The following is a 21,204-nucleotide window of genomic DNA, read 5'->3' on the forward strand; positions in this document are numbered from 1 at the left end:
CATAGTCGCTGACCCCGATGCCCTCGCAGAAGTGCCCATCGTGCGAGCTGCAGCAGCCGACGGAATCGACCTCGAGTGCGAGGAGACGCTGAGTATCGTCTGGAACGCACACGTCATGGCGACCGGCAAGCAACTCCCGGACGACGCATTCACCATCCGCTACCCGGAGCTGGACCCCACCTGGGACTTCGACTTCGACGACCACAGCGAAATGACTCGCCACCTGCCACGCTTGGCAGCTCTCTACCTGGAGTAAGCGGCGAATCGCGATCACGAGGCACCCAGCGGAGGCGAGACTTCCCGGCGATCACTGTCTGTCACGCCCTGAGGGCGAGAATCGGTCTCCGCTGACGAATACGCGGCACCTCAACATGCGAGCCCACCAGTCTCAGCCCCCGACAGCCGGGGCAGTCGAGCTCACAGTGGCGGAGGTTCGGCGACTCCTGGCAGCTTGTCGTGCCCGGCCCTCGCACCTGGCCGGACACCGAGGACGACACCACGCGCTGAGCTGGTCGAACTGGCGCCGCCGACGCCAAGCAGTCGCCCGCCGCTGTCACTACCTACGGCGTTGTCGCACGATCGAGGGGCGGTCTCCGTGAGACCGCCCCCGCACGATCGAAGTCCCGCTACACTCCAGCCGCCCAGCGAAACCCGCAGGTCAGACAGCAAAGTCCTGCTGGAGTACTAGTACTCCATTCTGGTTTCGTCATCCACCCGGCGGATTCGTCGGGGGTTCGTCGGTAGCGGCTGCGTCGGGCTGTTGCCTGGTGCCGGTGCCAGGAGGCCCAGTGCCTCACCTGATGCCGAGTTATAGTCACAAGGTCGCGAAAAACGATGTTCCGCGGGCCCACCCGCCGGACATCGCTCGTACATCGATGCAGATGGTTCTGATCGGTGAGCGTCTCCTTGCCGAGATCGGACGTCCCGTCCGCTTTTGGCGCTGACCATCGCCGGCGCGTGTCGGCGCGACGGAGGAGCGCAGCATGCAGAAGACCATCGTCATTGTCGGAGCGGGACTGGGCGGGTTGACGCTCGCCCGGGTGCTTCAGGCTCACGGTGTCGCCGCGACGATTCACGAGGGTGAGGCTTCGGCGACGACCCGTGCGCAGGGCGGCCTGCTCGACATTCACGTAGAGACCGGCCAGGTCGCGCTTCGCGCAGCCGGTCTGTACGACGAGTTCCTCACTCTGGTCCGTCCGGGCGAGGACGCCAAGCGTGTGGTCGACCGCCACGGCACGATTCTGTTCGACATGCCTGCGGACCCCGGTTCGGCCCGTCCAGAGGTGGATCGTGGCGAACTCAGACGCCTGCTCATCGACTCGCTGGCGCCCGGGACGATCAGGTGGGGTCACAAGCTCGCCTCGGTCCGGCACCGTGTGGAGGGTGGCTACGACCTCACCTTCGCGGAAGGTTCCGCCACGCGCGCGGACATCGTCATCGGCGCGGACGGTGCCTGGTCGAAGGTGCGTCCGTTGCTCACCCCCGCCAAGCCTCTCTACAGCGGAACCTGCTTCATCGAGATCGCTCTCGCCCCGGGCGGCCAGGGCTGTCGGGCGAGCGTGGCCGCGATCGGCGGCGGCACGCTGATGGCGGTCGCGCCGGGCAAAGGCATCATCGTCCATCGCTACGCCGACGGGCATGTGCGCGGATACGTGGCGCTGAACAAGCCCGAGGGGTGGATGAGGTCGATCGACTTCGGCGACCCGTCCGCGGGCCTGCGTCAACTTGCCGACGAGTTCGATGGCTGGTCGCCGCTGCTTACCGCCTTCGTGACGCAGAGCGACGCGGAACCGTGGCTCCGACCCATCTATGCCCTGCCCGTGGGCCTCACATGGGACAGGGTGCCCGGCGTGACGCTCGTCGGCGACGCCGCGCATCTGATGTCGCCCTTCGCCGGCGAGGGTGCGAACCTTGCCATGTACGACGGCGCTGACCTGGCGGGCAAGCTGGTTGAGCAACCTGACGTCGAGGTCGCGCTCACCGCCTACGAAGAGCGGCTGTTCCCGCGTAGTAGCGACGTCGCCGACCGCTCGGCGAAGAACCTGGAGATCTTCTTCGGCCGGGAAGCACCGCAGAGCGTAGCCACTCTGTTCGATCACTCCTGAAACACGTGCCCAGTTCTTGAACTGCCGGGGTTGAGGGAGGACGTCGCCGTCGAGGGCGCGGCCGACCATCGACACGTGCATGTCGAGCTGTGCTCAAGCAGGAACTTCGTGGCCTGCGAGTGCACGCCGACGATCGTGCCCGCCCCCGATGCCGGACAGCATCAGCCCCCTCGTCCTGTCCCTGATCCCCGGGCTCATCACGTTCGCCGCCGGGTGAAAGGCGAAGCACCCGCCGCGCCCCAGCTCGCGGAGGTGAGCGGGAGGCACTGACAGCGGGCAGCTGCGCCCCCCTCGTCGACTCGGGAGCGACGAGGGGGCGCAGATCGGAGTAGCGTTCCGATTGCCGAGGTCAGAACGAGGAGACCAGTATGCCCCTCAGCAGTGACGAGCACATCGGCACACGCGTCCGTATCGCCCGGAATGCAGCCGGACTGACCCAGGTTGAACTAGCGGATTCCCTCGACCGGTCAGAGGATTGGGTCGCTGGCGTCGAGAACGGCCGTAGGGCACTTGACCGATTTTCTGTCACCCGGCCGCCCAGGGCATGGGGGACAGGATCGCCGAGGTGGCCGCGTGACGGCCCGGGTGCCCGCCGTGGGCGTCCATCGGAACCCGGCGCGGTCGGGCAGGCCGTCACGGGCACTCTGGTGGCTTCCGGGCTGTGCGACAGGCTCCTCGTCGTCGGCCGGACCACCGGGCAGGCCGCGGCCCTGGCGGACGACCTCGACGACATGCGGGCCGCGCTCGGCTCCCCGGTGCGGCCGGCCCCGGCCGTGGTGGAGGAACTGCGTGCGTGCGCCGCCGTGGTGGTCGCCGTGCGGGCCGCGTTCAGGAACACGAGGACCAAGCGACGTCCGCATGGGCGGGGCGCGCCGTGCTCATCTCCGGCGAGACCGGCACCGCCACGGCCCACACCGCCCTGCAACCGAACGCACCGACCGCCGAACTCGCCGACCCGGTCAAGCCGGACGGCCCCTTCCGCTCGCTGCCCACCGCGATGAACAAGCCCCTGCTGTCCATCGGCGGCGGAGTGCCCGTCCACCGCGACGGTCAGCTCATCGGCGCCCTCGGGCTCGGCGGCGGAGCTTCCGAGCAGAACCACGGCTTCGCCCGGACCGCGCTCCAGGCCCTCTGACCGGCCTCCGCTCGCACCGGCCGGCGTCGATCAGCACTGACCGGCAAGAAAAGTACCGACAGCACCACCGAAAGGCCCCTCATGACTGCCATCCCGAACGTGACACTCAACAACGGTGTGGTCATGCCGCAGCTCGGCTTCGGCGTCTTCCAGGTCCCCGACGAGGAGACCACCGCCGCCGTCGCCAGCGCCCTCGAGGCCGGTTACCGCAGTATCGACACCGCTGCGGTCTACGGCAACGAGGGAGGCGTCGGCAGAGCCCTCAACGCCTCCGGCCTTCCCCGCGAGGAACTCTTCGTCACGACCAAGCTGTGGAACGACGACCAGGGCAAGGGCAAGGCCCCGGCCGCCTTCGACGCCTCCCTGGACAAGCTCGGCCTCGACTACGTCGACCTCTACCTGATCCACTGGCCCACCCCGGCCCGTGACCTGTACGTGGAGACCTACAACGTGCTGGAGGGGATCCTGGCGAGCGGACGCGCCCGCGCCATCGGCGTCTCCAACTTCCGGGTTCCCGACCTGCGGCGGCTCCAGGAGAACACCGGCGTCACCCCGGCCGTCAACCAGATCGAGCTCCACCCCGCGCTCCAGCAGGACGAGCTGCGCGCCTTCCACGCCGAGCACGGCATCGCCACCGAGGCGTGGAGCCCGCTGGCCCAGGGTGCCGTCCTCAGGGACGAGCCGATCGTGAAGATCGCGGGGTCGCACGGCGTGTCCCCGGCGCAGGTGGTGCTGCGCTGGCACCTGCAGAGCGGCAACATCGTGATCCCCAAGTCCGTCACCCCCGAGCGCATCCGGCAGAACCTCGACGTCTTCGGCTTCGAGCTGAGCGACACCGACATGTCCGCCATCGCGGGCTCGGACCGCGGTCTGCGCACCGGCCCGGACCCCGACACCCTCAACTGACCACCGCCCCGACTGCCCGTCCTGCCCCTCGCATCACAGGGGCGGGTACTCGGGGCACCTGCCGCACACCGGCCTTGGCTCACATCGGTATCGATTTACCTACAGCCTCACACCCTCGACAAGGAGGAACCATCGTGCAGATCGACCTTTCCGGCCGCACCGCCCTGGTCACCGGCTCCACCCAGGGCATCGGACACGCCATTGCAGTCGGCCTCGCCCGCGCCGGGGCCCGGGTCGCCGTCAACGGCCGGGGCACGGAGCGCGTCACGGCCGCGGTGGACCGGGTGCGTGCCGACTCCGGCAACGACGACGTCATCGCCGCCGTGGGCGACCTGGCGACCGAGGCGGGTGCCGCGGCCGTACTGGAGGCCGTTCCGACAGTCGACATCCTGGTCAACAATCTGGGCATTTTCGGCACTGCCGCCCCGCTGGAGATCGACGACGCGGAGTGGCGCCGCTACTTCGAGGTGAACGTTCTCTCCGCCGTCCGGCTGATCCGCGCCTATCTGCCCGGCATGACGGAACGGGGCTGGGGCCGCGTCCTCAACCTCGCCAGCGACTCGGCCGTGGTCGTCCCCGCCGAGATGATCCACTACGGCATGACCAAGACCGCGCTGCTCGCCGTCAGCCGCGGCTTCGCCAAGGAGGCGGCCGGCACGGGCGTGACCGTCAACTCCGTCATTGCCGGCCCGACGCACACCGGTGGCGTCGAGGACTTCGTCCGTGAGCTGGTCGGCAACAAGCTGCCCTGGGACGAGGCGCAGCGCGAGTTCATGATCGAACATCGCCCGCAGTCCCTGATCCAGCGCCTCATCGAGCCCGAGGAGATCGCCCACATGGTCGTCTATCTCTCCTCGTCCTACGCGTCCGCGACCACCGGCGGCGCCCTGCGCGTCGACGGTGGTTACGTCGACTCGATCCTGCCCTGAGCAGCCCGGCAGCCGCCGGCTTCTGGTCCCACTCGTGGACGGTCGCCTCAACAAGATGGTCGACGACTACACCGCTGACGCGAACAAGCGCTCCATCGAGGACAGCCTCAAGCGGCTGAACACCGACCGGCTCGACGTCGTCTGGGTGCACGACACCGCCCAGGACTTCCACGGTGACCGATGGCTCGCCCGGGCCGAGACGGCCCGCACCGGTGCCTTCCGGGTCCTGGACGAGCTGCGCGATCAGGGTGTGATCAAGGCCTGGGGCTTGGGCGTCAGCCGTGTTGAGCCCGTCGAGCTCGCCCTCGCCTTGGACGAGCCGCGCCCCGACGGCTTCCTGCCGGCCGGCCGCTACACCCTGCTGGACCATCGCCAGGCCCTCCAGCGGCTGCTGCCCGCGGCGCAGGAACAGGGCGTCGACATGGTCGTCGGCGGCCCTTACAGCTCCGGAGTCCTGGCCGGCGGCACCCACTTCGAGTACCAGGAGGCCCCGGCGCACATCCTGGAAACCGTCCGGCGCATCCGGGAACTGACCGACCGGCACGGGGTGTCCATCAAGGCCGCCGTGCTCCAGTTCGCGCTCGCCCACCCGGCCGCAGCCGCCGCGATTCCCGCGCCACCCGCCCCTCTCGCACAGCCGAAGACCTCGGCGCCCTGCGCGAGGAGATCCCCGCCGCCTTCTGGCACGACCTGCGCGCTGCCGGCCTGCTCACCCCGGCGCCCCCGCTCCCCGCTGGCGTCTGACCGCCCCCGTACCCCCTCCCCGCATCCCCCACGTGAAGAAGCCGCCATGGCCTCCACTTCCGTGAGCCGCGTCGTCCAGGCCTCCCCCGAGCAGGTCTGGGAACTGATCGGCGGCTTCCACTCCCTGCCCGACTGGCTGCCGTACATCCCGAAGACCGGCCGGTGAAGAGGGTCTTGGCCTCCTCGTCACTCACGCCTTCGGGGAACGAAGCGTCCACTCCACTGGATCTCGGCGGCCTCCGGCCTGCCGGGCACGGAGAAGACACGGAGATCTACCGTGACGGGCTGGAGGCCGTGGCCACGGCCCTCGCGACGCCATGGCCGAGGTCACCAGGACCGGGTCCTGATGGCGGATGGCCTGTGACCGGACACCGCAGCAGGCCCCGCAGCGAGAGGCCCGGCTGGTCGCCTGGCCAGCCGGGCCCCTCGCTGTTCTGCCTGTGCCACTGACCTCGGCTCGTCGTCGCCACCTGGAGGACCAGCACTGCAACGCCGCCTGCTGCTGCGGCGCTGTCGGGTGCCCAGGCGGCGAGCGCCCGGGCAGCGGCCCGGAGGCTCAGAGCAGGGAGAGTTCCGTGGTGAGCTTTTCCAGGGGCTGCCAGGTCAAGCCGACAAGCGCCGCGTGCTTCCATGCGATCCGCCCTCCGGGGGCGATGAGGAACACCGAGCGCCTCAGGCCGACGCCGGGGGCGGCGACGCCGAAGAGCTTGGCCACGGTGCGGTCCGGATCGCTGAGCAGGGGCATGCGGAGGTTGTTCGTGCGGGCGAACTCCTCGTGACTGTCGACGTCCTGCGGGCTGATGGCCCAGACCTCGGCACCCAGTTCGGTGAACTGCTCCAGCCCGCTCGAGTAGGAGCACAACTGCTTGGTGCAGACACCTGAGTTGTCCTGCGGGTAGAAGGCGAGGACCAGGGGGCGCGCGCGTTCGATGTCGAGCCTGTAGGTCCCCCGGGCGAAGCCACCACCGCGCAGCACGCCTCCGGAGAGGACGAACTCCGGCGCCGTACTCCCTGTTTCTATCGAGCCTGCCATTGTGTCTCCTTGTATGCCGTCTGTGCTGGGTGAGCCGGTGCGAACGCCGTGCCGTTCATCGGGTGGCCGTCGCAGCCTGCCGGATCAGACCGGTCACGGTGTCCGGGCGGGTCAGCATGACGGCGTGGGGCGCGTTGACCTCGGTGGTGTGCGCGTGAGCCCGCTTGGCCATGAAGCGCTGGGTGGCCGGGGGCAGAGCGTGGTCCTGGCGCGTGACCAGGTACCAGGAGGGAATGTCTCGCCAGGCGGCGTTCGTCGCGGTCTCCTCGAGGGCCGCGGCGCTGATCGGCCGTTGCACGGCGGCGAGGCTGTTGGCCTTGCGTGCGGACAGGGACGCGGCGAACACGTCACGGTACTTGTCGGGCTTGATGGAGAGGTCCACGCCGCTCACGCCGTTGCCCATGTCGAAGGGAACGGGGTTCAGCGCGTCCGGTGTGGCGTGCGAGCCGGGATTCTTGGCGACCAGCGCGCCGAGTGACTCGCCCTTGTCCGGCGTGAAGGCCGCGACGTAGACGAGTGCCTTCACATGGGGCTCCTCCGTGGCAGCCTCCCCGATGACCGCGCCGCCGTAGGAGTGCCCGACCAGGACGACCGGACCCCCGATGCTTTCGATCCGGCTCTTCACATAGGCCGCGTCCGAGGCGAGCCCGCGCAGGGGGTTGGCGATCGCCTGTACGGGATATCCCTGGGCCTGCAACCGGTCGATCACCGGGCTCCAACTGGAGGAGTCGGCCCAGGCGCCGTGTACGAGCAGGACGGTCGGCTTCGGCGCCGAGTGCGAGGCGGCAGCTGCGGCCGTGACGGTCTTCCCGTCATCCGAAGGGCTGCTGGCGAGAGCGGGGACTGCGACGGCGGCCAGGGCTGCCGCACCGGCGACCGCGAGTACGGCGCGACGGGTACGGCGTACGGGCTGGGTGTGACGTCGGGACATGGTGTGCCTTCTCTGCTGGTGGCATGAGGAGACCCGGAGGGCTCCATGGGTAGATGGAACGTTCTATCTACTTTGCTGACCGTACTGCTTGCTTTGGTCTTCGTCAATCGACGACTGGATCACTGGAAGCTGCGTGGCGAGAGGAGTTGGCCGGCCGTGAGTCATCTGTACCCGAGAGGCAGAGGGTGTGGCCGCCTCGCCGTCCTGCTGAAGAACGGTCGTTCCGGTAGAGTGGTGTCATGACCCCGCCCCAAGCCCCCGCGACAGCGTCTCCGGCCCGAGCCCGGCTCCTGGAGACGGCCTCCGCCATCTTCTACGCCGACGGCATCCGTCACGTCGGCGTGGACCGCATCATCGCTGAGGCCCAGGTCACCCGGGTCACCTTCTACCGCCATTTCCCCAGCAAGGAAGATCTCGTGCTCGCCCATGTCGAGCAACGCGACCAGCAGATCAGGTCGGTGGTGACGGAGGCGTTTCGGACGAGTACCGACCCCGAGGCCCTGCTGCTGATGATGATGGCGGGCATCGGGGCGGAGATCTGCGGGCCGGGCTTCCGTGGCTGCCCGTTCATCAACGCCGCCGCCGAGTACCCGGACCCCGGGCATCCGGTCCGGCGGGCGGTCCAGGCCCACCGGACCTGGTTCCGGCAGACGGTCCTGAACCTCGTGACCGCTGCGGGCTGCACCGACAGCGAGCACACCACCGCGGTGCTCGTGCTTCTGCGGGATGGTGCGATGGCTGGGGGAGACCTGGACGATCCGCAATCGGTGCGTGAGCACTTGATGCGGACTGTCTCTACCGTTCTCGAGGACGGGCGGAAAGCCCGGTAGAGAGGGCCGTGCCGCCCGGCCGGTCCCTACATCACCCTCCCGTCCACCCCAACCGACAGGTCGGAAAATGCAGCAGCCACAGAACGAACTCGGCGCTTTCCTGCGCGCGAACCGTGCCCGCACCGAACCGTCCGACGTGGGTCTGCTCGCAGGTGGTGGCAGCCGGCGAGTCAAGGGCCTGCGGCGGGAAGAGGTGGCTGTGCTCGCCGGCGTGAGCGTCGACTACTACGCCCGCCTGGAACAAGGGCGCGAGCGCCACCCGTCACCGCAGGTGGTCGACGCGGTGGGCCGGGCGATGCACCTGACACCGGACGCGCGGACCCATCTCTTCCGGCTGGCGGGCCTTCACCCCGCACTCACCTCGGCCGCGGACCGCGATCTGGTTCACCCCTCCCTGCTGCACCTGCTGGACGCCTTTCCCGCAGCAGCCGCCTACGTGCTGAGCCCCGCCTTCGACGTACTCGCGAAGAACGCCATCGCCACCGCGCTCCTCGCACCCTTCGAGGGCACCTCGAACATGGTCCGGGTGCTGTTCCAGCACCCCCGTGCACGAGAGGTCTTCGTCGAGTGGCCCGTCGTGGCGCGCGCCACGGTGCACGCGCTGCGGCTGCACGCGGGACGGTTCCCCGACGACCCCGGCATCAGCTGCCTCGTGGCGGAGATGTCGCAGGAATCGCCGGACTTCCGGGGGCTGTGGCAGGAGAACGAGGTCGAGAGCATGACCCGCGCGTACAAGGTCTTCGTGCTGCCCGGCGTCGGTCGCATCGAGCTGACGTACCAGACCTTCGACGTCCACGACGCTCCAGGACAGCAGCTTCTGGTCGGCGTTCCCGAGCCCGGCAGTGCGAGCGCCGCGGCGGTCACGTCCCTCGTGGCGCCGGCCGAGCGCGGCGCGACGACCATCGTGTGATGCCCTGCCGAGGCTGCGACGCGGGGGTGAGGGAGCTACACGCCACCTCCGATCCACGCGGAACCGCCCCGTTCGCGGCTCCCGGATAGGTTCGTTCCATGATCACCACTTCCGCTCGGCTGCTTCGGTTGGTGTCCTTGTTGTCGAGGAGGCCCACCTGGTCCAACGCGGAACTCGCGCGGCAACTGGACGTCACCGAGCGCACGGTGCGCCGGGACGTCGACAAGCTGCGTGAGCTCGGTTACGGCGTGGAGTCCGTACCGGGGCCGGGTGGCGGCTATCGTTTCGGTGCGGGCAACCGCATGCCGCCGCTGAACCTGGACGACGACGAGGTCTTCGCCGTGGCCGTGGCGCTCAGGGAAGCCGCACACGGGTCGGCACTGGGTGCCGACCCGGCAGCCCTGTCGGCACTGCTGAAGCTGCGGCAGATCCTCCCCACCCGGATGGCGAGGCGGCTGGCGGGCCTCGACGCCACCGTCGAACACACCCCGCGCTGCGAGACCCCCCGGGCGTCCGCCGACGTGCTGTTGCTCCTGGCCTCCGTCTGCCGGGCCTCCGAGCGCACCACACTCACCTACCGCGACATGCACGGCACCACCACGGTCCGGTGCGTCGATCCGCACCGCCTCGTGTACACCGGCGCACACTGGTACTTCGTGGCCCGCGACGTCGGACGATCGGCCTGGCGGACGTTCCGTGCGGACCGGGTCGTGGAGGTCGAGTCCACCGGGGAAGTGGTCGAGGTGCTGGACGCCCCGGACGCCGCTCAGCTGGTCTCCGACACCATCACCCGCACCGGATATCCCTTTTTCGCCCGGGTCCGGCTTCCGCTGTCCTACGACGACGCCCGGCGCCTGGTGGCACCCATCGTCGCCACCCATGAACCGGACGGGCCGGACGCGACGGTCATCAGCATCGGCGGGTCCGACCCCGACCAGCTCGCCGGTTACCTCCTCAGCCTGCGCACGCCGCTGGAGGTGCTGTCACCCGACACCGTTCGCGAGGCGCTCCTCGCCCGGCTCGACGTCCTGTACCGCGGCAATCGCGCGGGTCGGCAGGAAGCCGACGAGCAGAAGTGACGGTCGGAGCGGCGGTGACGAGGAGAGCCGTGGTGACGATCAGGCGGGTCCCAAGCAGCGACCGGTGAAAGACCAGGACCGTACGTGTCCGGATCTGCTCCTAGCCTGGATGCGAGGCAACAGCGCCGAGCGGGTTACCGCTCGGGACCGGCCTTTCCCGCAGTCCCACTTCTTACCTGTTCATGGGAGCGCATCATGTCAGCCACCCCCCGCCTGCTGGTCTACGGAGCCACCGGTTACACCGGGAAGCTTGTCGCGGAGCACGCCAAGGAGTCGGAACTCGACGTCGTCGTGGCCGGCCGCAACCAGGAGCGCGTCAAGGCACTCGGTGAGGAACTCGGCGTCGACAGCCGCGCTTTCACGGTCGACGACCCCGCACTCGTGCGCGACGCGCTCGACGGCATCACCGTGGTCCTGAACGTGGCCGGCCCCTTCCACCGCACCGCGGGCCCGCTGATGGACGCCTGCATCGACAAAGGTGTGCACTACCTCGACACCACCGCCGAGTACGACGTGTTCGCCGCCGCGCGCTCCCGGCACGCCGAGGCCGCGACCGCCGGCGTGATGGTCATGTCCGGCGCCGGCTGGGACGTCGTGCCCAGCGACTGCGTGGCCGCCCACGTCGCGGCACGCGTCACCGAGCCCGTCAGTCTGCGCCTGGCGCTCAAGCTCCTCAGCGCGACCCCCGAGGAGTCGGAGGGCCTGAACCTCTTCTCCCGCGGGTCGATCGTCAGCGCCACCGAGGGCATTGGTGACCTGGGCGTGCTGGTCCGCAAGGACGGGGACATCGTCGCGCTGCCGGAGCCCAAGGCAGCCTCGTTCGACTTCGGTGACGACGGTCCGGAGGAATGCGTATCCGTGTCCATGGGCGACCTGATCACCAGTCACTACGCCACAGGCGTCCCCTCGATCGAGGTGTACGTGCAGGTCGGCCGGCCGCTCCCCATCGACCTGGACCTCTCGACGCTGCCCGACGGCCCTACCGCCCAGGAGCGGCAGGTGGGACGCAGCAAGGTGGTAGCCGAGGTCACCGGCCGGGACGGCAGCGTGACCCGGGCCCTGATCGACACACCGACCGGCTACCGGTTCACCCAGCTCTCCTCCGTGGAGATCGCCCGCCGCGTACTGAACGGCTCCTTCACTCCCGGCTTCCAGTCGCCTTCCTCCGCCTACGGCCCCGAACTGGCCCTCGCCGTCGGTGACTCGCAGATCAAGGACCTGTAGGGGGACGCGCGGGCGGGCCGGCCCACCCGCGGATTCCGAGTGGAACATGGGTGTATGGCACCCAGGAAGACAGGTCCTTCCTGGCTGGTCGCCGCGCGAACAGACTGAGGGTGTTCGCCCGCCGGGGCGAGCGAACCCCCCTGTCGAAAGGCCACTGCCATGCCTGCTTCCACCTCCTCGATCTCCAGCGCCCGACAGATCGAGAACCTCATCGCCCGCTACTCGCACCTCGTCGACGAGGGCAACTTCGCGGAGTTCGGCGCACTCTTCGAGAACGCGGAGTTCGTGTCGGGCGAGGTGAGCCTCCGCGGCGGGAAGGCCATCGAGGACCTGATCAGCTCGATGCTGGTCGTGCACGACGACGGGACCCTGCGCACCCGGCACATCACGACGAACATCCTCATCGAGGTGAACGAGGACGACGACAGCGCCGAAGCACGGTCGTACTACAACATCCTCCAGGCAGTGCCCGGCCTCCTGCCCCTGCAGATGGTGGCGGGCGGGCGCTACCGCGACCGCTTCGAACGGCGTCAGGGGACGTGGTCCTTCGCCCGACGGGAGGTCACCATCGACTTCACCGGCGACACCCGCTACCACCTCAAGACCCCGCAGGACGCCTGAAACGCACCGAAGGACCGGCTCGCGTCGGGCACGCCGACGTCTGGTGCGCCGAGCCGGGAAGGAGCGCGGATGCGCATGCACGTGCCCTCCATGGTGCCCACGGACTCGGCACGAACCCGTGGGTACACCGGGGAGCCACGGGAGAACTCCCTGGGGGAGTTCCTGCGGGCCCGCAGGTCCCGGCTGGCTCCCGCGGACGTCGGCCTGGGCACCGGTGGTCGCAGCCGCCGGGTGGATGGACTGCGCCGGCAGGAGGTGGCGGTCCTGGCACACGTCAGCGCCGACTACTACAGCCGACTGGAGCAAGGCCGCGAGCGACACCCTTCGCCCCGGATCGCCGAATCCCTCGCCCGGACCCTTCGTCTGACCCCCGACGCGCGAAGCCACCTGTTCCGTCTCGCCGGACTCAACCCGAACCTGCGTCCCGACACCGCCCGCGGACAGGTGCACCCGGAACTACTGCACCTCCTGGACGCCTCTCACCAGGCAGCGGCCTACGTACTGAGCCCCAGCTTCGACCTCCTGGCAGCCAACGTGCACGCCCGACTACTGCTGTCCCCCTTCGCCGGCGCCGACGAGGCCGGCACCGATCAGAACCTGCTCCGGATCCTCTTCACACACCCCGAGGCGCGGACCTACTTCACCGAATGGCCTGTGGCCGCCGCCGGCTCCCTGCACACGCTGCGCCTCAATGCCGTCCGGCTGCCCCAGGACACCGACATCGCGGACCTCGTCACCGGCCTGTCCGCCGAGTCGGCCGACTTCGCAAGACGCTGGGAGAACGGCGCAGCGATCGGCCTGGACCACGCGTACAGAAGGGTGGCGCACCCGGCAGCCGGACACATCGAGCTCTCGTACCGCGTCCATGGCATGGCGGCCGTCCCGGGGCAGCACCTGCTGGTCGGAGCTCCCGCCCCGGGAAGTCGCAGTGCCGAGGCCTTCACCTACCTCGCGGCCATGGGCGGACAGCAGCCATGACAACCACGGCCCTTACCCGTCTTCCGCCGTACAGGTGGCAGAGAAAGAGTTCATCATGAACACACGTGCACACATCGGAGTCACCGGACTCGCGGTGATGGGCCGACATCTGGCCCGCAACTTCGCCCGCCACGGCTACACGGTCGCCGTCCACAACCGGACCGCGTCGCGTACCAAGGCCCTCATGGAAGAGTTCGGTCACGAGGGCACTTTCGTGCCGGCCGAAACCGCCCGGGATTTCGTCGATGCCCTGCAGCGTCCCCGCCGCCTCATGATCATGGTGCAGGCGGGGGCGGCCACGGACGCGGTCATCGACGAATTCGCCCCGCTGCTGGAGTCCGGGGACATGATCATCGACGGTGGGAACGCCCACTTCGCCGACACCAGGCGTCGTGGGACGGCTCTGCAGGCACGCGGTATCCACTTCGTCGGAGCAGGTGTCTCAGGCGGTGAGGAGGGCGCGCTGAACGGGCCGTCCATCATGGTGGGCGGTTCGAAGGAGGCCTACGCCGTCCTGGGCCCCATGTTCGAGACCATCAGCGCCCATATCCACGGGGAGGCCTGCAGCACGCACATCGGGTCCGACGGCGCCGGTCATTTCGTGAAGATGGTCCACAACGGCATCGAGTACGCCGACATGCAGCTCATCGCCGAAGCCTACGACCTGCTCCGCCAAGTGGCCCAGTACAGTCCGGCCGAGATCGCCGAGATCTTCCGCACCTGGAACGAGGGGCGACTGAACTCCTATCTGATCGAGATCACCGCCGAGGTGCTCTCCCACACGGATGCCGACACCGGCAGGCCCTTCGTCGACGTGGTCGCCGATGCCGCCGGACAGAAGGGCACCGGCCGCTGGACCGTACAGACCGCTCTCGACCTCGCCTCCCCCGTCACCACCATCGCTCAGGCGACCTTCGCACGCGCAGCCTCCGGGCAGTCCGCCCTGCGTACCGCCTACCGTCCGCTGCCCGGCGGCATGCACATACCGAAGAGTCGCTCCGAGGCAGAACGCTTCACGTCACAGGTCGAGCAGGCGCTGTACGCCTCCAAGGTCATCGCGTACGACCAGGGCTTCACGATGATCCGGGAGGCCGCGCTCGCCTACGGCTGGGACATCGACTTCGGAGCGGTGGCCGGCATCTGGCGAGGCGGCTGCATCATCCGCGCCGCCTTCCTCGACCGCATCCGCACGGCGCACAAGACCGCCCCCGACCTCGTCAGCCTGCTGGCCGAGCCCGGATTCGCCGAGGAGATCACCGCCGCCCAGGTCCCCTGGCGCGAGGTCGTCGCCTCCGCTGCCCGACGTGGTGTCCCCGTTCCCGCGTTCGCCGCGGCACTGTCGTACTACGACACACTGCGGGCCGACCGGCTGCCCGCCGCGCTGCTGCAGGGCCAGCGGGACTATTTCGGCGCTCACACCTACCGGCGTATCGACCGGCAGGGCGCCTTCCACACGCACTGGGCGCATCCCGACCGCCCTGAAACAGACGTCTGATCCGGACCGTCACGTCCACGGTCACCGGCGGTCTGCCTGGGTGCGGCACACCCACCCTCGCACAACCTCCCTCTTGGGGGCCCTGTCGGCGAGTGTGGAGTCCACACCACCGCGGACCATCGTCCGCATCCGCAGTTCTGCGACTCCGAGAACCCAGAAGGAAGCACCATGTCACTCACCTCGTACCGCACCCTCGGCCGCTCCGGGCTCCGCGTGAGCCCTCTCGCCTTCGGCGCCATGAACTTCGACGACGGCAGCTGGGGCTCCGGCCCCGAAACCTCGTTCGGGCTGCTGGACCACTACCTCGACGCCGGCGGCAACTTCGTGGACACCGCCAACATGTACAACGGCGGCGCCTCCGAAGAGACCCTGGGCCGCTACTTCGCCGAGCGTCCCGGCCGCCGTGACCGCGTCGTCCTGGCGACGAAGTTCGGCGGCAGCATGGCGGCCGACGATCCCAACTCCGGCGGCGCCGGCCGCAAGGCGATCCGCGCCCAACTGGACTCGTCTCTGCGCCGGTTGAACACCGACTACATCGACCTGTACTGGATGCACCAGTGGGACCGGCACACTCCCGTCGAGGAGACCCTTTCCACCCTCACCGATCTGGTTCGCGCGGGCAAGATCCACGCCATCGGCCTGTCCAACGCGCCCGCCTGGTGGGTCGCCGAGGCCGCCACCACCGCCCGGCTGCGGGAATGGGAGCCCGTCGCCGCACTCCAGGTCGAGTACTCCCTGCTCGCCCGCAGCGTCGAGGGCGAGACCTTCGGAGCCGCCCGCCGCTTCGGACTCGGTATCACGCCGTGGAGTCCGCTGGCCAGTGGTGTCCTGTCCGGCAAGTACTCGCGCGCCGCCACCGAGGTGGCCGGTTCCGGGCGCACCGCGTATGCCGCCTCCTACCTGAGCGAACCGACCTTCGTTCTTCTCGACGCCCTGCGGGAGATCGCCGACGGCCTCGGTACGACGGTGGCAGCGGTGGCGCTCGCCTGGGTGCGGCAGCGCTCCGAGGTGACGTCCACCTTGGTCGGCGCCCGGACACAGGAGCAGCTGGCCGCCAATCTCGCCTCGCTCGACGTCACGCTCACCGACCCGCAGATCACCGAACTGAACAGCCTCACGGCACCCACCCTCGACTACCCGCACAGCATGATCGAGTCCATGGTCGGCTTCCAGCAGGGCGACACCACGGTCAACGGCCTGTCCGCCAAGGCGTTCGTCCGCTGACCGCCGCCTACAGCACTGCGTGACGAGAACGGAACACACCATGGCCGAGACACTCGAGATCACCACCTTGCGCCCGGCGCCGGGCCTCGCCGCCGACGACTTCGTCAAGGCGAACGCGGACATCGACGCCTACCTGAAGCGACAGCCGGGCTTCCTGTGGCGACGCATCGTCGAGACCGACGACGGACGCGTCATCGACATCGTCGCCTACGACAGCCTGCCGCACGCCCGCTCCGGCGCGGCCGGTATCACCGGCGAAATGGCGGACTCTCCCGTCCACGCAACGATCGATCACGACAGTGTGGACTGGCAGCTCACCACCGCGCTGCACCACGTCACATGACGGAGAGACCAGCATGCCGTTCGCCGACGAACTCATCAGCCGCCACACCGTGCACAACCTCACGCACGCCATCAGGGCCGCCGCTCCGGACGCCGGCCTCACGGCACTCCACGCGGCAGCACGGCAGGTCGGCGCGCTGCCCCTCAGACAGCGCGCCGACCTGCTGCGCGACGCACTGCTGACGGACCTGCCGGGCGATTACGCCACACTCGCCCGGACCGTACGGACAGCCCGCGACAACGCACCTCAGTTCACCGGATGGCTGATCTGGCCGGTCACCAGCGCGGTCGCCACCCGCGCAGTCCAGGAGGACGAGTCCTCCTCCTTCGACGACGCCATGGCGCTCCTCGCCGACCTCACGGGGCGGCTCTCCTCCGAGTTCGCGATCAGGACACTGCTGCGACACGACCTAGACCGGGCGCTCAACACCATCGTGGGCGGCTGGACCGGATCGGCGGACCCCGACGTGCGCCGGCTCGCCTCCGAAGGCACCCGTCCCTACCTGCCCTGGGCGGTACGGGTGCCGCAGATCCTGACCCGTCCCGGAGTGACCGTCCCCGTCCTGGACGCCCTCTACCGGGACGAGAGCGAATACGTACGCCGCTCGGTCGCCAACCACCTCAACGACCTCAGCCGCGACCACCCCGAGATCGTCGTCGACACGGCGCGCCGCTGGCTGGACAGCCCGGACGCCACCACGGAACGCCTGGTACGGCACGGGCTGCGCACGCTCGTCAAGCGCGGCCACCTCGGTGCACTGGAACTGCTCGGCTTCGCTCCCGCGGTCCTGGACGTGGTCGGGCCCCGACTGGACCGGGACATCGTCCCTCTTGGCGGGAGCGTCCAGCTCACAGCCTCGATCCGCAACGTAGGTGCTGCTGCGGCGCGGCTGACGATCGACTACATCGTGCATCACCGCAAGGCCAACGGAACCCGGACCGGCAAGACCTTCAAACTCGCCACCCGAACCCTCGCACCGGGCGAACAGACGGAGGTGATGCGGGAGCACTCGTTCCGGCCGATCACGACACGCCGCTACTACCCCGGGCGGCACGCGATCTCCCTTCAGATCAACGGAGTCGAGTCCGACCGGTCCGAATTCGAGCTGGCCCCCACGGACACACCGTGACGTGCGTCATGGGAGGGAAGCGGGGGTGGTCTCCGGGCCCCCGCAGGCGATCACCGTCCATGTTCCCTCGCATCGGTCACGTGTGTCACCCGTCTGCCGACAGACCGCATCACCACACCGACAAACCAGGACCGGATTCGTCCGCATCTGCCTCTAGCGTCGTCAATGACACCGACCATCTCCCTGGAGGGACACCTAATGAACGAGACGCCGACACACGACGAGAAGGCCGGCCTCATCGAGGCCGAGGACAAGGCACTGCAGGTCCGAGCCCAGTACGAGCAGATCGAGCAGCGCGTACTGGGCCGGACCTGGACACTGCCGGAACTCGCGCTCGGCTTCACGAACGACGCAGCCTACATCGGGCGCCTGGTGCTGGCCGCCGAGCGTACCTGGGGCATCGACGGTGACGTGGACGCCGAACTGCGGCACAAGCTGGCTGAGTGTTTGTGGTGGGTCTTCGTGCTCGCTGATCGACTCGACGTCGACATGCCGGAAGCCTACGAGGCCACCCTGGATCGCATCGGTGACGGCCTGCGACGGACCCTGCAGGGCATGCCCGTGAGCTGACACGCGGCTGTCGGTCTCGCGGAATGACCACGCCCGTGCGTAGTGACAGCGGCAGGTACTGTCGCCGTGCTTCGAGGCAATGAAGTCGGCGGCCCACCGCGGGTTCCCGATCCGGTCAGGAGCCGGTGTCCGGGGTCGGCTCCACGAGGAAATCCTGCACCGCGTGGACAACGCTCGCCTTGCTCGGCCTTCCCGCGGCGGCGAACGCCCGCGACAGCCTCGCGTCGCATCCGTGCAGGTGCGGGACCTCGTTGCCTTGTCCGCATGCAGCGCTAGGTGTTGTGCGTCGGAACAGCGACCGAAGCGGGGCGTGTCGTGTTCGATGGCCTCCGACCGTCGCCGGCGAGCCGGGACCTGGTGTCTATGACGACCCGTCGCCGGCGTTCTGACCGCTGGACTCAGTTCCTTTTTCGGGCGATGCGCACGCCGATGCGCTTGCCCCAGAGTCGTTCATCTCGCTTTCACTGACATCCTCTGCGCCCTCATTTGTTACTGCAGACCTGCGGATACAAGATCGAGACGACTTCTCGGCATTCTTCAAGACGAGGGGCGATGCCCGTGCGATCACCGGCGTGGCACAGGTAGCCCCCGAGCGTTCCACTGCCAGTCTTCCGGGCGGGCAGCGGAGTCGAGCCGAATGACTCACTGAGTAGACGCGGCGTTGGTCAGGATGCCGACCCCCTGGAACTCTGACAGCACGGGGAACTCCTCGTCGGAAGCGCTCCTGATGGAGCCCCTCATGCCTGCGCCCGGAGCCCTCACCTCCCACCTTGTCGCAGCGGGCACACGGACGTGCGCGCGCCGAAGGCGACGTTCCTTTCGGTGCGAGGCTCGGGCCGTCGCGTGCCCGTGCTCCCGTCGTAGCGTTGGCCAACTGTCCGGCAGATGAGGGTGAGGGGCCGGACGAGGGGTGGTTCACTGCCATCGCGTCTTGCCGACCCGTCCCCTGCCCTCCCTGCAGAGCCGCTTGGCGGCAGACGGATCCGCCCGGTGCCGGCCGGCGAGGGCTGCCAAGAACTGCTGCGGCGCGGTCTTGCGCACAGTGACGGCCGACAGCCGGGGGCCGTCGTTCTGGTTGATGGTTTCGGGACGGTCCGGCAGTGCCGTCCTTCGAAGCCAGTGGCTCACCCCAGTGGGCGGGGCAGCGGGTGGCGTTCGCCGCCGCCCCGCCCCCTGGGGTGACTCTCTGCCGAAGACGGTGGGCCGACCTGAGTGCAGCACACCCGCTGTCAGGTCAGCCGGCGGGCTGGCTTCGAGAGCGTCGGGCGCTGAGACCGAAGAGGGCAACGAGCACGGCGGCGGTACCTAGGCCGGCTGCTGTCCAGAAGGCGCCCGCCAGGCCCGGGAGGAAGGCGCCGGGCTCGCCGCCGCTCGTGTGGACCGCGACGATGACGGCGATGCCGAGGGAGCCGCCCACCTGCTGAACCATCTGCAGGAACCCGGACATCGATCCGCTGTGCCGGGCGGGCACTCCCTCCATGATCAGCATTGTCCCCGGAGTGAACACGAGGGCGACGCCGAGGCTGTGGAGCACTAGGGGGGCCACGACCCCGCCGAGATAGGTGCTGGAGGCGTCCAGGCCGGCGAACCAGACGAAGCTGACGGTGACCAGCGCCGTGCCGAGGACGAGCAACCGACCGGCTCCGACCCGCCGTACGAATGCGGGCACGAACTGCGTGACGATCAGGACGGTTCCTGTCAGGGGCAGGAAGGCCAGGCCGGCGACCAAGGCGCTCATGCCCAATTCCCGTTGGTGGAACTGCACCAGCGTGAACAGCAGAGAGAAGTGGACCCCCACGGTGAGCCCCATCGCGCCCAGTGCCGTCGCGCGCTTGCGATGACGGACCAGGGAGAGGTCGAGCAGCGGGAGTCCGACGCGCCGCTCGACGGCGACGAACGTGGTGAGCAGGACGAGAGCGAGGATGAAGGTGACCGCGGTTCCCGCGGTGGCCCAGCCCGTCTCCGCGGCGTGCACGAAGCCGTAGACGAGGGCCAGCGACCCGAGGGTCGCGGTGATCGCTCCCGCCACGTCCACCCGGCCTCCGGTCGGCCGGTCCTCCTTGACGAGCCATTGGACGACGAGAACGACGACGGCGCCGATGGGCAGGTTGATCAACAGGCCCCACCGCCAGGAGAAGAAGGCGGTCAGCGCGCCACCGAGGATCAGACCGAAGGACGAGCCCACTGCTGAGGCGGCGGTGAACAGGGCCATGTTCCGGCTGCGGGCGTGCTCGTCGCGGGCGATGGCGGTGATCAGGGACAGGATGCTCGGTGCCGCGATGGCCGCTCCGACTCCCTGCGCCACCCGGGCGACGACCATGATCGTCGCGTCGGGGGCGAGGCCGGCGGCCAGTGACGCGAGGGCGAACAACACCGTTCCGATGGTGAAGACCCTGACCCGGCCCAGAACGTCGCCGAGTCTGCCGCCGAGCAGCATGAGTCCGCCGAAGGCCAGCGCGTAGGCGTTGGGCACCCAGGAGAGGCCGGCGGGGGAGAAGCCAAGGTCCTGTTGCAGCTGGGGGAGTGCGACGGTCACCACCTGCGCGTCGAGTTGCAGCATGAGCTGTGTGGCCAGGATGGCGACCGTGGCCAGGGCGACGAAGCGCGGCACGGTCACGGTGGGCACCCTGCGGTGTTCCGTCGGGGCCGGAGATGTATCGGCATCGCTGCCGGTGTGGACGGACATGCCACCTCATAGGGGGATGGGTTGATGAAAAGGCGGAGGAGGCCGCACGTACGAGTAGCTGGCACCCGCGCCAGGGGCGAGGGGTCGCGTCTCGCTCGGCACGGCCGTGCAGCCGAAGCGGAACCGTTATTGTAACTAAGGTTGATACATTTTATCAATGGCCGACGGCGGACCGGACGTCGACCGTGGGGGGTCCCGCGTGCACCCCCGGTCGCAGGGCGGATGCGTCGCGGCGTGCGGTGGCGGAGATCGGTGTGGTCGCGGTTCCCGGAGGCGCGTCTGGCCCGGCGGTGTCGCGCGCGCTGACGGAACACATCGAGTGGGAGCGCAGC

19 protein-coding genes and 3 pseudogenes are annotated in these 21,204 nt (G+C 69.0%); 19 read left to right on the plus strand and 3 right to left on the minus strand.

What is annotated here, in order from left to right:
- The first annotated feature begins 40 nt into the window (after positions 1-40).
- The 8 genes and pseudogenes from ACVV2G_RS00005 (at position 41) to ACVV2G_RS00040 (ending at position 5,985) form a co-directional block, all read left to right on the plus strand.
- Positions 41-256 carry a hypothetical protein gene (locus ACVV2G_RS00005; RefSeq protein ID WP_453840430.1) on the plus strand — a complete coding sequence of 72 codons (216 nt, stop codon included), beginning with the start codon at positions 41-43 and terminating at the stop codon, positions 254-256.
- 727 nt (positions 257-983) lie between these two features.
- Positions 984-2,105 (plus strand): FAD-dependent oxidoreductase, encoded by a 1,122-nt coding sequence (locus tag ACVV2G_RS00010; protein WP_453840432.1) that lies wholly within the window; start codon positions 984-986, stop codon positions 2,103-2,105.
- Between the two features lie 368 nt (positions 2,106-2,473).
- Positions 2,474-2,620: pseudogene (locus ACVV2G_RS00015) on the plus strand (helix-turn-helix domain-containing protein); the annotation flags it as partial.
- 353 nt (positions 2,621-2,973) lie between these two features.
- A pseudogene (locus ACVV2G_RS00020) lies at positions 2,974-3,240 on the plus strand (heme-binding protein); the annotation flags it as partial.
- Positions 3,241-3,321: 81 nt separating this feature from the next.
- Positions 3,322-4,146: an aldo/keto reductase gene (locus ACVV2G_RS00025; protein ID WP_453840434.1), complete on the plus strand. Its 825-nt coding sequence runs from the start codon at positions 3,322-3,324 to the stop codon at positions 4,144-4,146.
- Between the two features lie 134 nt (positions 4,147-4,280).
- On the plus strand, positions 4,281-5,075 hold the full coding sequence (locus tag ACVV2G_RS00030; protein WP_453840435.1) for an SDR family NAD(P)-dependent oxidoreductase: 795 nt from the start codon (positions 4,281-4,283) through the stop codon (positions 5,073-5,075).
- 40 nt (positions 5,076-5,115) lie between these two features.
- Positions 5,116-5,819, plus strand: a pseudogene (locus ACVV2G_RS00035) (aldo/keto reductase); the annotation flags it as partial.
- Positions 5,820-5,865: 46 nt separating this feature from the next.
- Positions 5,866-5,985 carry an SRPBCC family protein gene (locus ACVV2G_RS00040; protein ID WP_453840437.1) on the plus strand — a complete coding sequence of 40 codons (120 nt, stop codon included), beginning with the start codon at positions 5,866-5,868 and terminating at the stop codon, positions 5,983-5,985.
- Positions 5,986-6,375: 390 nt separating this feature from the next.
- On the opposite strand, the gene ACVV2G_RS00045 is transcribed toward ACVV2G_RS00040, so the two are convergent.
- Entirely contained in the window at positions 6,376-6,852 is a 477-nt protein-coding gene (locus ACVV2G_RS00045) for a peroxiredoxin (RefSeq protein WP_453840439.1), read from the minus strand.
- Between the two features lie 55 nt (positions 6,853-6,907).
- A complete protein-coding gene (locus tag ACVV2G_RS00050; RefSeq protein WP_453840441.1) occupies positions 6,908-7,783 on the minus strand; it encodes an alpha/beta fold hydrolase in 876 nt (291 codons plus the stop codon).
- Positions 7,784-8,022: 239 nt separating this feature from the next.
- On the opposite strand from ACVV2G_RS00050, the gene ACVV2G_RS00055 reads away from it, so the two are divergent.
- From ACVV2G_RS00055 to ACVV2G_RS00105, 11 genes are all read left to right on the plus strand, one after another.
- On the plus strand, positions 8,023-8,613 hold the full coding sequence (locus tag ACVV2G_RS00055) for a TetR/AcrR family transcriptional regulator (protein WP_453840443.1): 591 nt from the start codon (positions 8,023-8,025) through the stop codon (positions 8,611-8,613).
- Positions 8,614-8,680: 67 nt separating this feature from the next.
- Positions 8,681-9,523 (plus strand): helix-turn-helix transcriptional regulator, encoded by an 843-nt coding sequence (locus tag ACVV2G_RS00060; protein ID WP_453840445.1) that lies wholly within the window; start codon positions 8,681-8,683, stop codon positions 9,521-9,523.
- A gap of 98 nt (positions 9,524-9,621) precedes the next feature.
- Positions 9,622-10,602: a helix-turn-helix transcriptional regulator gene (locus ACVV2G_RS00065; RefSeq protein WP_453840446.1), complete on the plus strand. Its 981-nt coding sequence runs from the start codon at positions 9,622-9,624 to the stop codon at positions 10,600-10,602.
- Positions 10,603-10,797: 195 nt separating this feature from the next.
- On the plus strand, positions 10,798-11,826 hold the full coding sequence (locus ACVV2G_RS00070) for a saccharopine dehydrogenase family protein (RefSeq protein WP_453840447.1): 1,029 nt from the start codon (positions 10,798-10,800) through the stop codon (positions 11,824-11,826).
- Between the two features lie 159 nt (positions 11,827-11,985).
- Positions 11,986-12,447, plus strand: a complete 462-nt coding sequence (locus tag ACVV2G_RS00075) for a nuclear transport factor 2 family protein (RefSeq protein ID WP_453840448.1) — start codon at positions 11,986-11,988, stop codon at positions 12,445-12,447.
- Positions 12,448-12,516: 69 nt separating this feature from the next.
- Positions 12,517-13,425, plus strand: coding sequence for a helix-turn-helix transcriptional regulator (locus ACVV2G_RS00080; RefSeq protein WP_453840449.1), 909 nt, complete (start codon positions 12,517-12,519; stop codon positions 13,423-13,425).
- A gap of 55 nt (positions 13,426-13,480) precedes the next feature.
- Positions 13,481-14,920, plus strand: a complete 1,440-nt coding sequence (gndA, locus tag ACVV2G_RS00085) for an NADP-dependent phosphogluconate dehydrogenase (RefSeq protein WP_453840450.1) — start codon at positions 13,481-13,483, stop codon at positions 14,918-14,920.
- A 168-nt stretch (positions 14,921-15,088) separates the two neighbouring features.
- Entirely contained in the window at positions 15,089-16,144 is a 1,056-nt protein-coding gene (locus ACVV2G_RS00090; RefSeq protein WP_453840451.1) for an aldo/keto reductase, read from the plus strand.
- Between the two features lie 40 nt (positions 16,145-16,184).
- Positions 16,185-16,487, plus strand: a complete 303-nt coding sequence (locus ACVV2G_RS00095) for a hypothetical protein (RefSeq protein WP_453840452.1) — start codon at positions 16,185-16,187, stop codon at positions 16,485-16,487.
- A 13-nt stretch (positions 16,488-16,500) separates the two neighbouring features.
- Complete coding sequence (locus ACVV2G_RS00100; RefSeq protein WP_453840453.1) at positions 16,501-17,616, plus strand: DNA alkylation repair protein; 1,116 nt, start codon at positions 16,501-16,503, stop codon at positions 17,614-17,616.
- 165 nt (positions 17,617-17,781) lie between these two features.
- Complete coding sequence (locus ACVV2G_RS00105; protein ID WP_453840454.1) at positions 17,782-18,186, plus strand: nucleoside triphosphate pyrophosphohydrolase family protein; 405 nt, start codon at positions 17,782-17,784, stop codon at positions 18,184-18,186.
- A 1,234-nt stretch (positions 18,187-19,420) separates the two neighbouring features.
- On the opposite strand, the gene ACVV2G_RS00110 is transcribed toward ACVV2G_RS00105, so the two are convergent.
- Entirely contained in the window at positions 19,421-20,803 is a 1,383-nt protein-coding gene (locus tag ACVV2G_RS00110) for an MFS transporter (protein WP_453840455.1), read from the minus strand.
- Positions 20,804-21,204 lie beyond the last annotated feature (401 nt).

The sequence above is a fragment of the Streptomyces sp. JK94 genome, assembly GCF_053613315.1.

Excerpts from the sequence above, each read along its gene's own strand:
- ACVV2G_RS00010 (WP_453840432.1), top strand. The coding sequence starts at position 984 with ATGCAGAAGACCATCGTCATTGTCGGAGCGGGACTGGGCGGGTTGACG.
- ACVV2G_RS00025 (WP_453840434.1), top strand. The coding sequence starts at position 3,322 with ATGACTGCCATCCCGAACGTGACACTCAACAACGGTGTGGTCATGCCG.
- ACVV2G_RS00040 (WP_453840437.1), top strand. The coding sequence starts at position 5,866 with ATGGCCTCCACTTCCGTGAGCCGCGTCGTCCAGGCCTCCCCCGAGCAG.
- ACVV2G_RS00045 (WP_453840439.1), bottom strand. The coding sequence starts at position 6,852 with ATGGCAGGCTCGATAGAAACAGGGAGTACGGCGCCGGAGTTCGTCCTC.
- ACVV2G_RS00050 (WP_453840441.1), bottom strand. The coding sequence starts at position 7,783 with ATGTCCCGACGTCACACCCAGCCCGTACGCCGTACCCGTCGCGCCGTA.
- ACVV2G_RS00055 (WP_453840443.1), top strand. The coding sequence starts at position 8,023 with ATGACCCCGCCCCAAGCCCCCGCGACAGCGTCTCCGGCCCGAGCCCGG.
- ACVV2G_RS00060 (WP_453840445.1), top strand. The coding sequence starts at position 8,681 with ATGCAGCAGCCACAGAACGAACTCGGCGCTTTCCTGCGCGCGAACCGT.
- ACVV2G_RS00065 (WP_453840446.1), top strand. The coding sequence starts at position 9,622 with ATGATCACCACTTCCGCTCGGCTGCTTCGGTTGGTGTCCTTGTTGTCG.
- ACVV2G_RS00070 (WP_453840447.1), top strand. The coding sequence starts at position 10,798 with ATGTCAGCCACCCCCCGCCTGCTGGTCTACGGAGCCACCGGTTACACC.
- ACVV2G_RS00075 (WP_453840448.1), top strand. The coding sequence starts at position 11,986 with ATGCCTGCTTCCACCTCCTCGATCTCCAGCGCCCGACAGATCGAGAAC.
- ACVV2G_RS00080 (WP_453840449.1), top strand. The coding sequence starts at position 12,517 with ATGCGCATGCACGTGCCCTCCATGGTGCCCACGGACTCGGCACGAACC.
- gndA (WP_453840450.1), top strand. The coding sequence starts at position 13,481 with ATGAACACACGTGCACACATCGGAGTCACCGGACTCGCGGTGATGGGC.
- ACVV2G_RS00090 (WP_453840451.1), top strand. The coding sequence starts at position 15,089 with ATGTCACTCACCTCGTACCGCACCCTCGGCCGCTCCGGGCTCCGCGTG.
- ACVV2G_RS00095 (WP_453840452.1), top strand. The coding sequence starts at position 16,185 with ATGGCCGAGACACTCGAGATCACCACCTTGCGCCCGGCGCCGGGCCTC.
- ACVV2G_RS00100 (WP_453840453.1), top strand. The coding sequence starts at position 16,501 with ATGCCGTTCGCCGACGAACTCATCAGCCGCCACACCGTGCACAACCTC.
- ACVV2G_RS00105 (WP_453840454.1), top strand. The coding sequence starts at position 17,782 with ATGACACCGACCATCTCCCTGGAGGGACACCTAATGAACGAGACGCCG.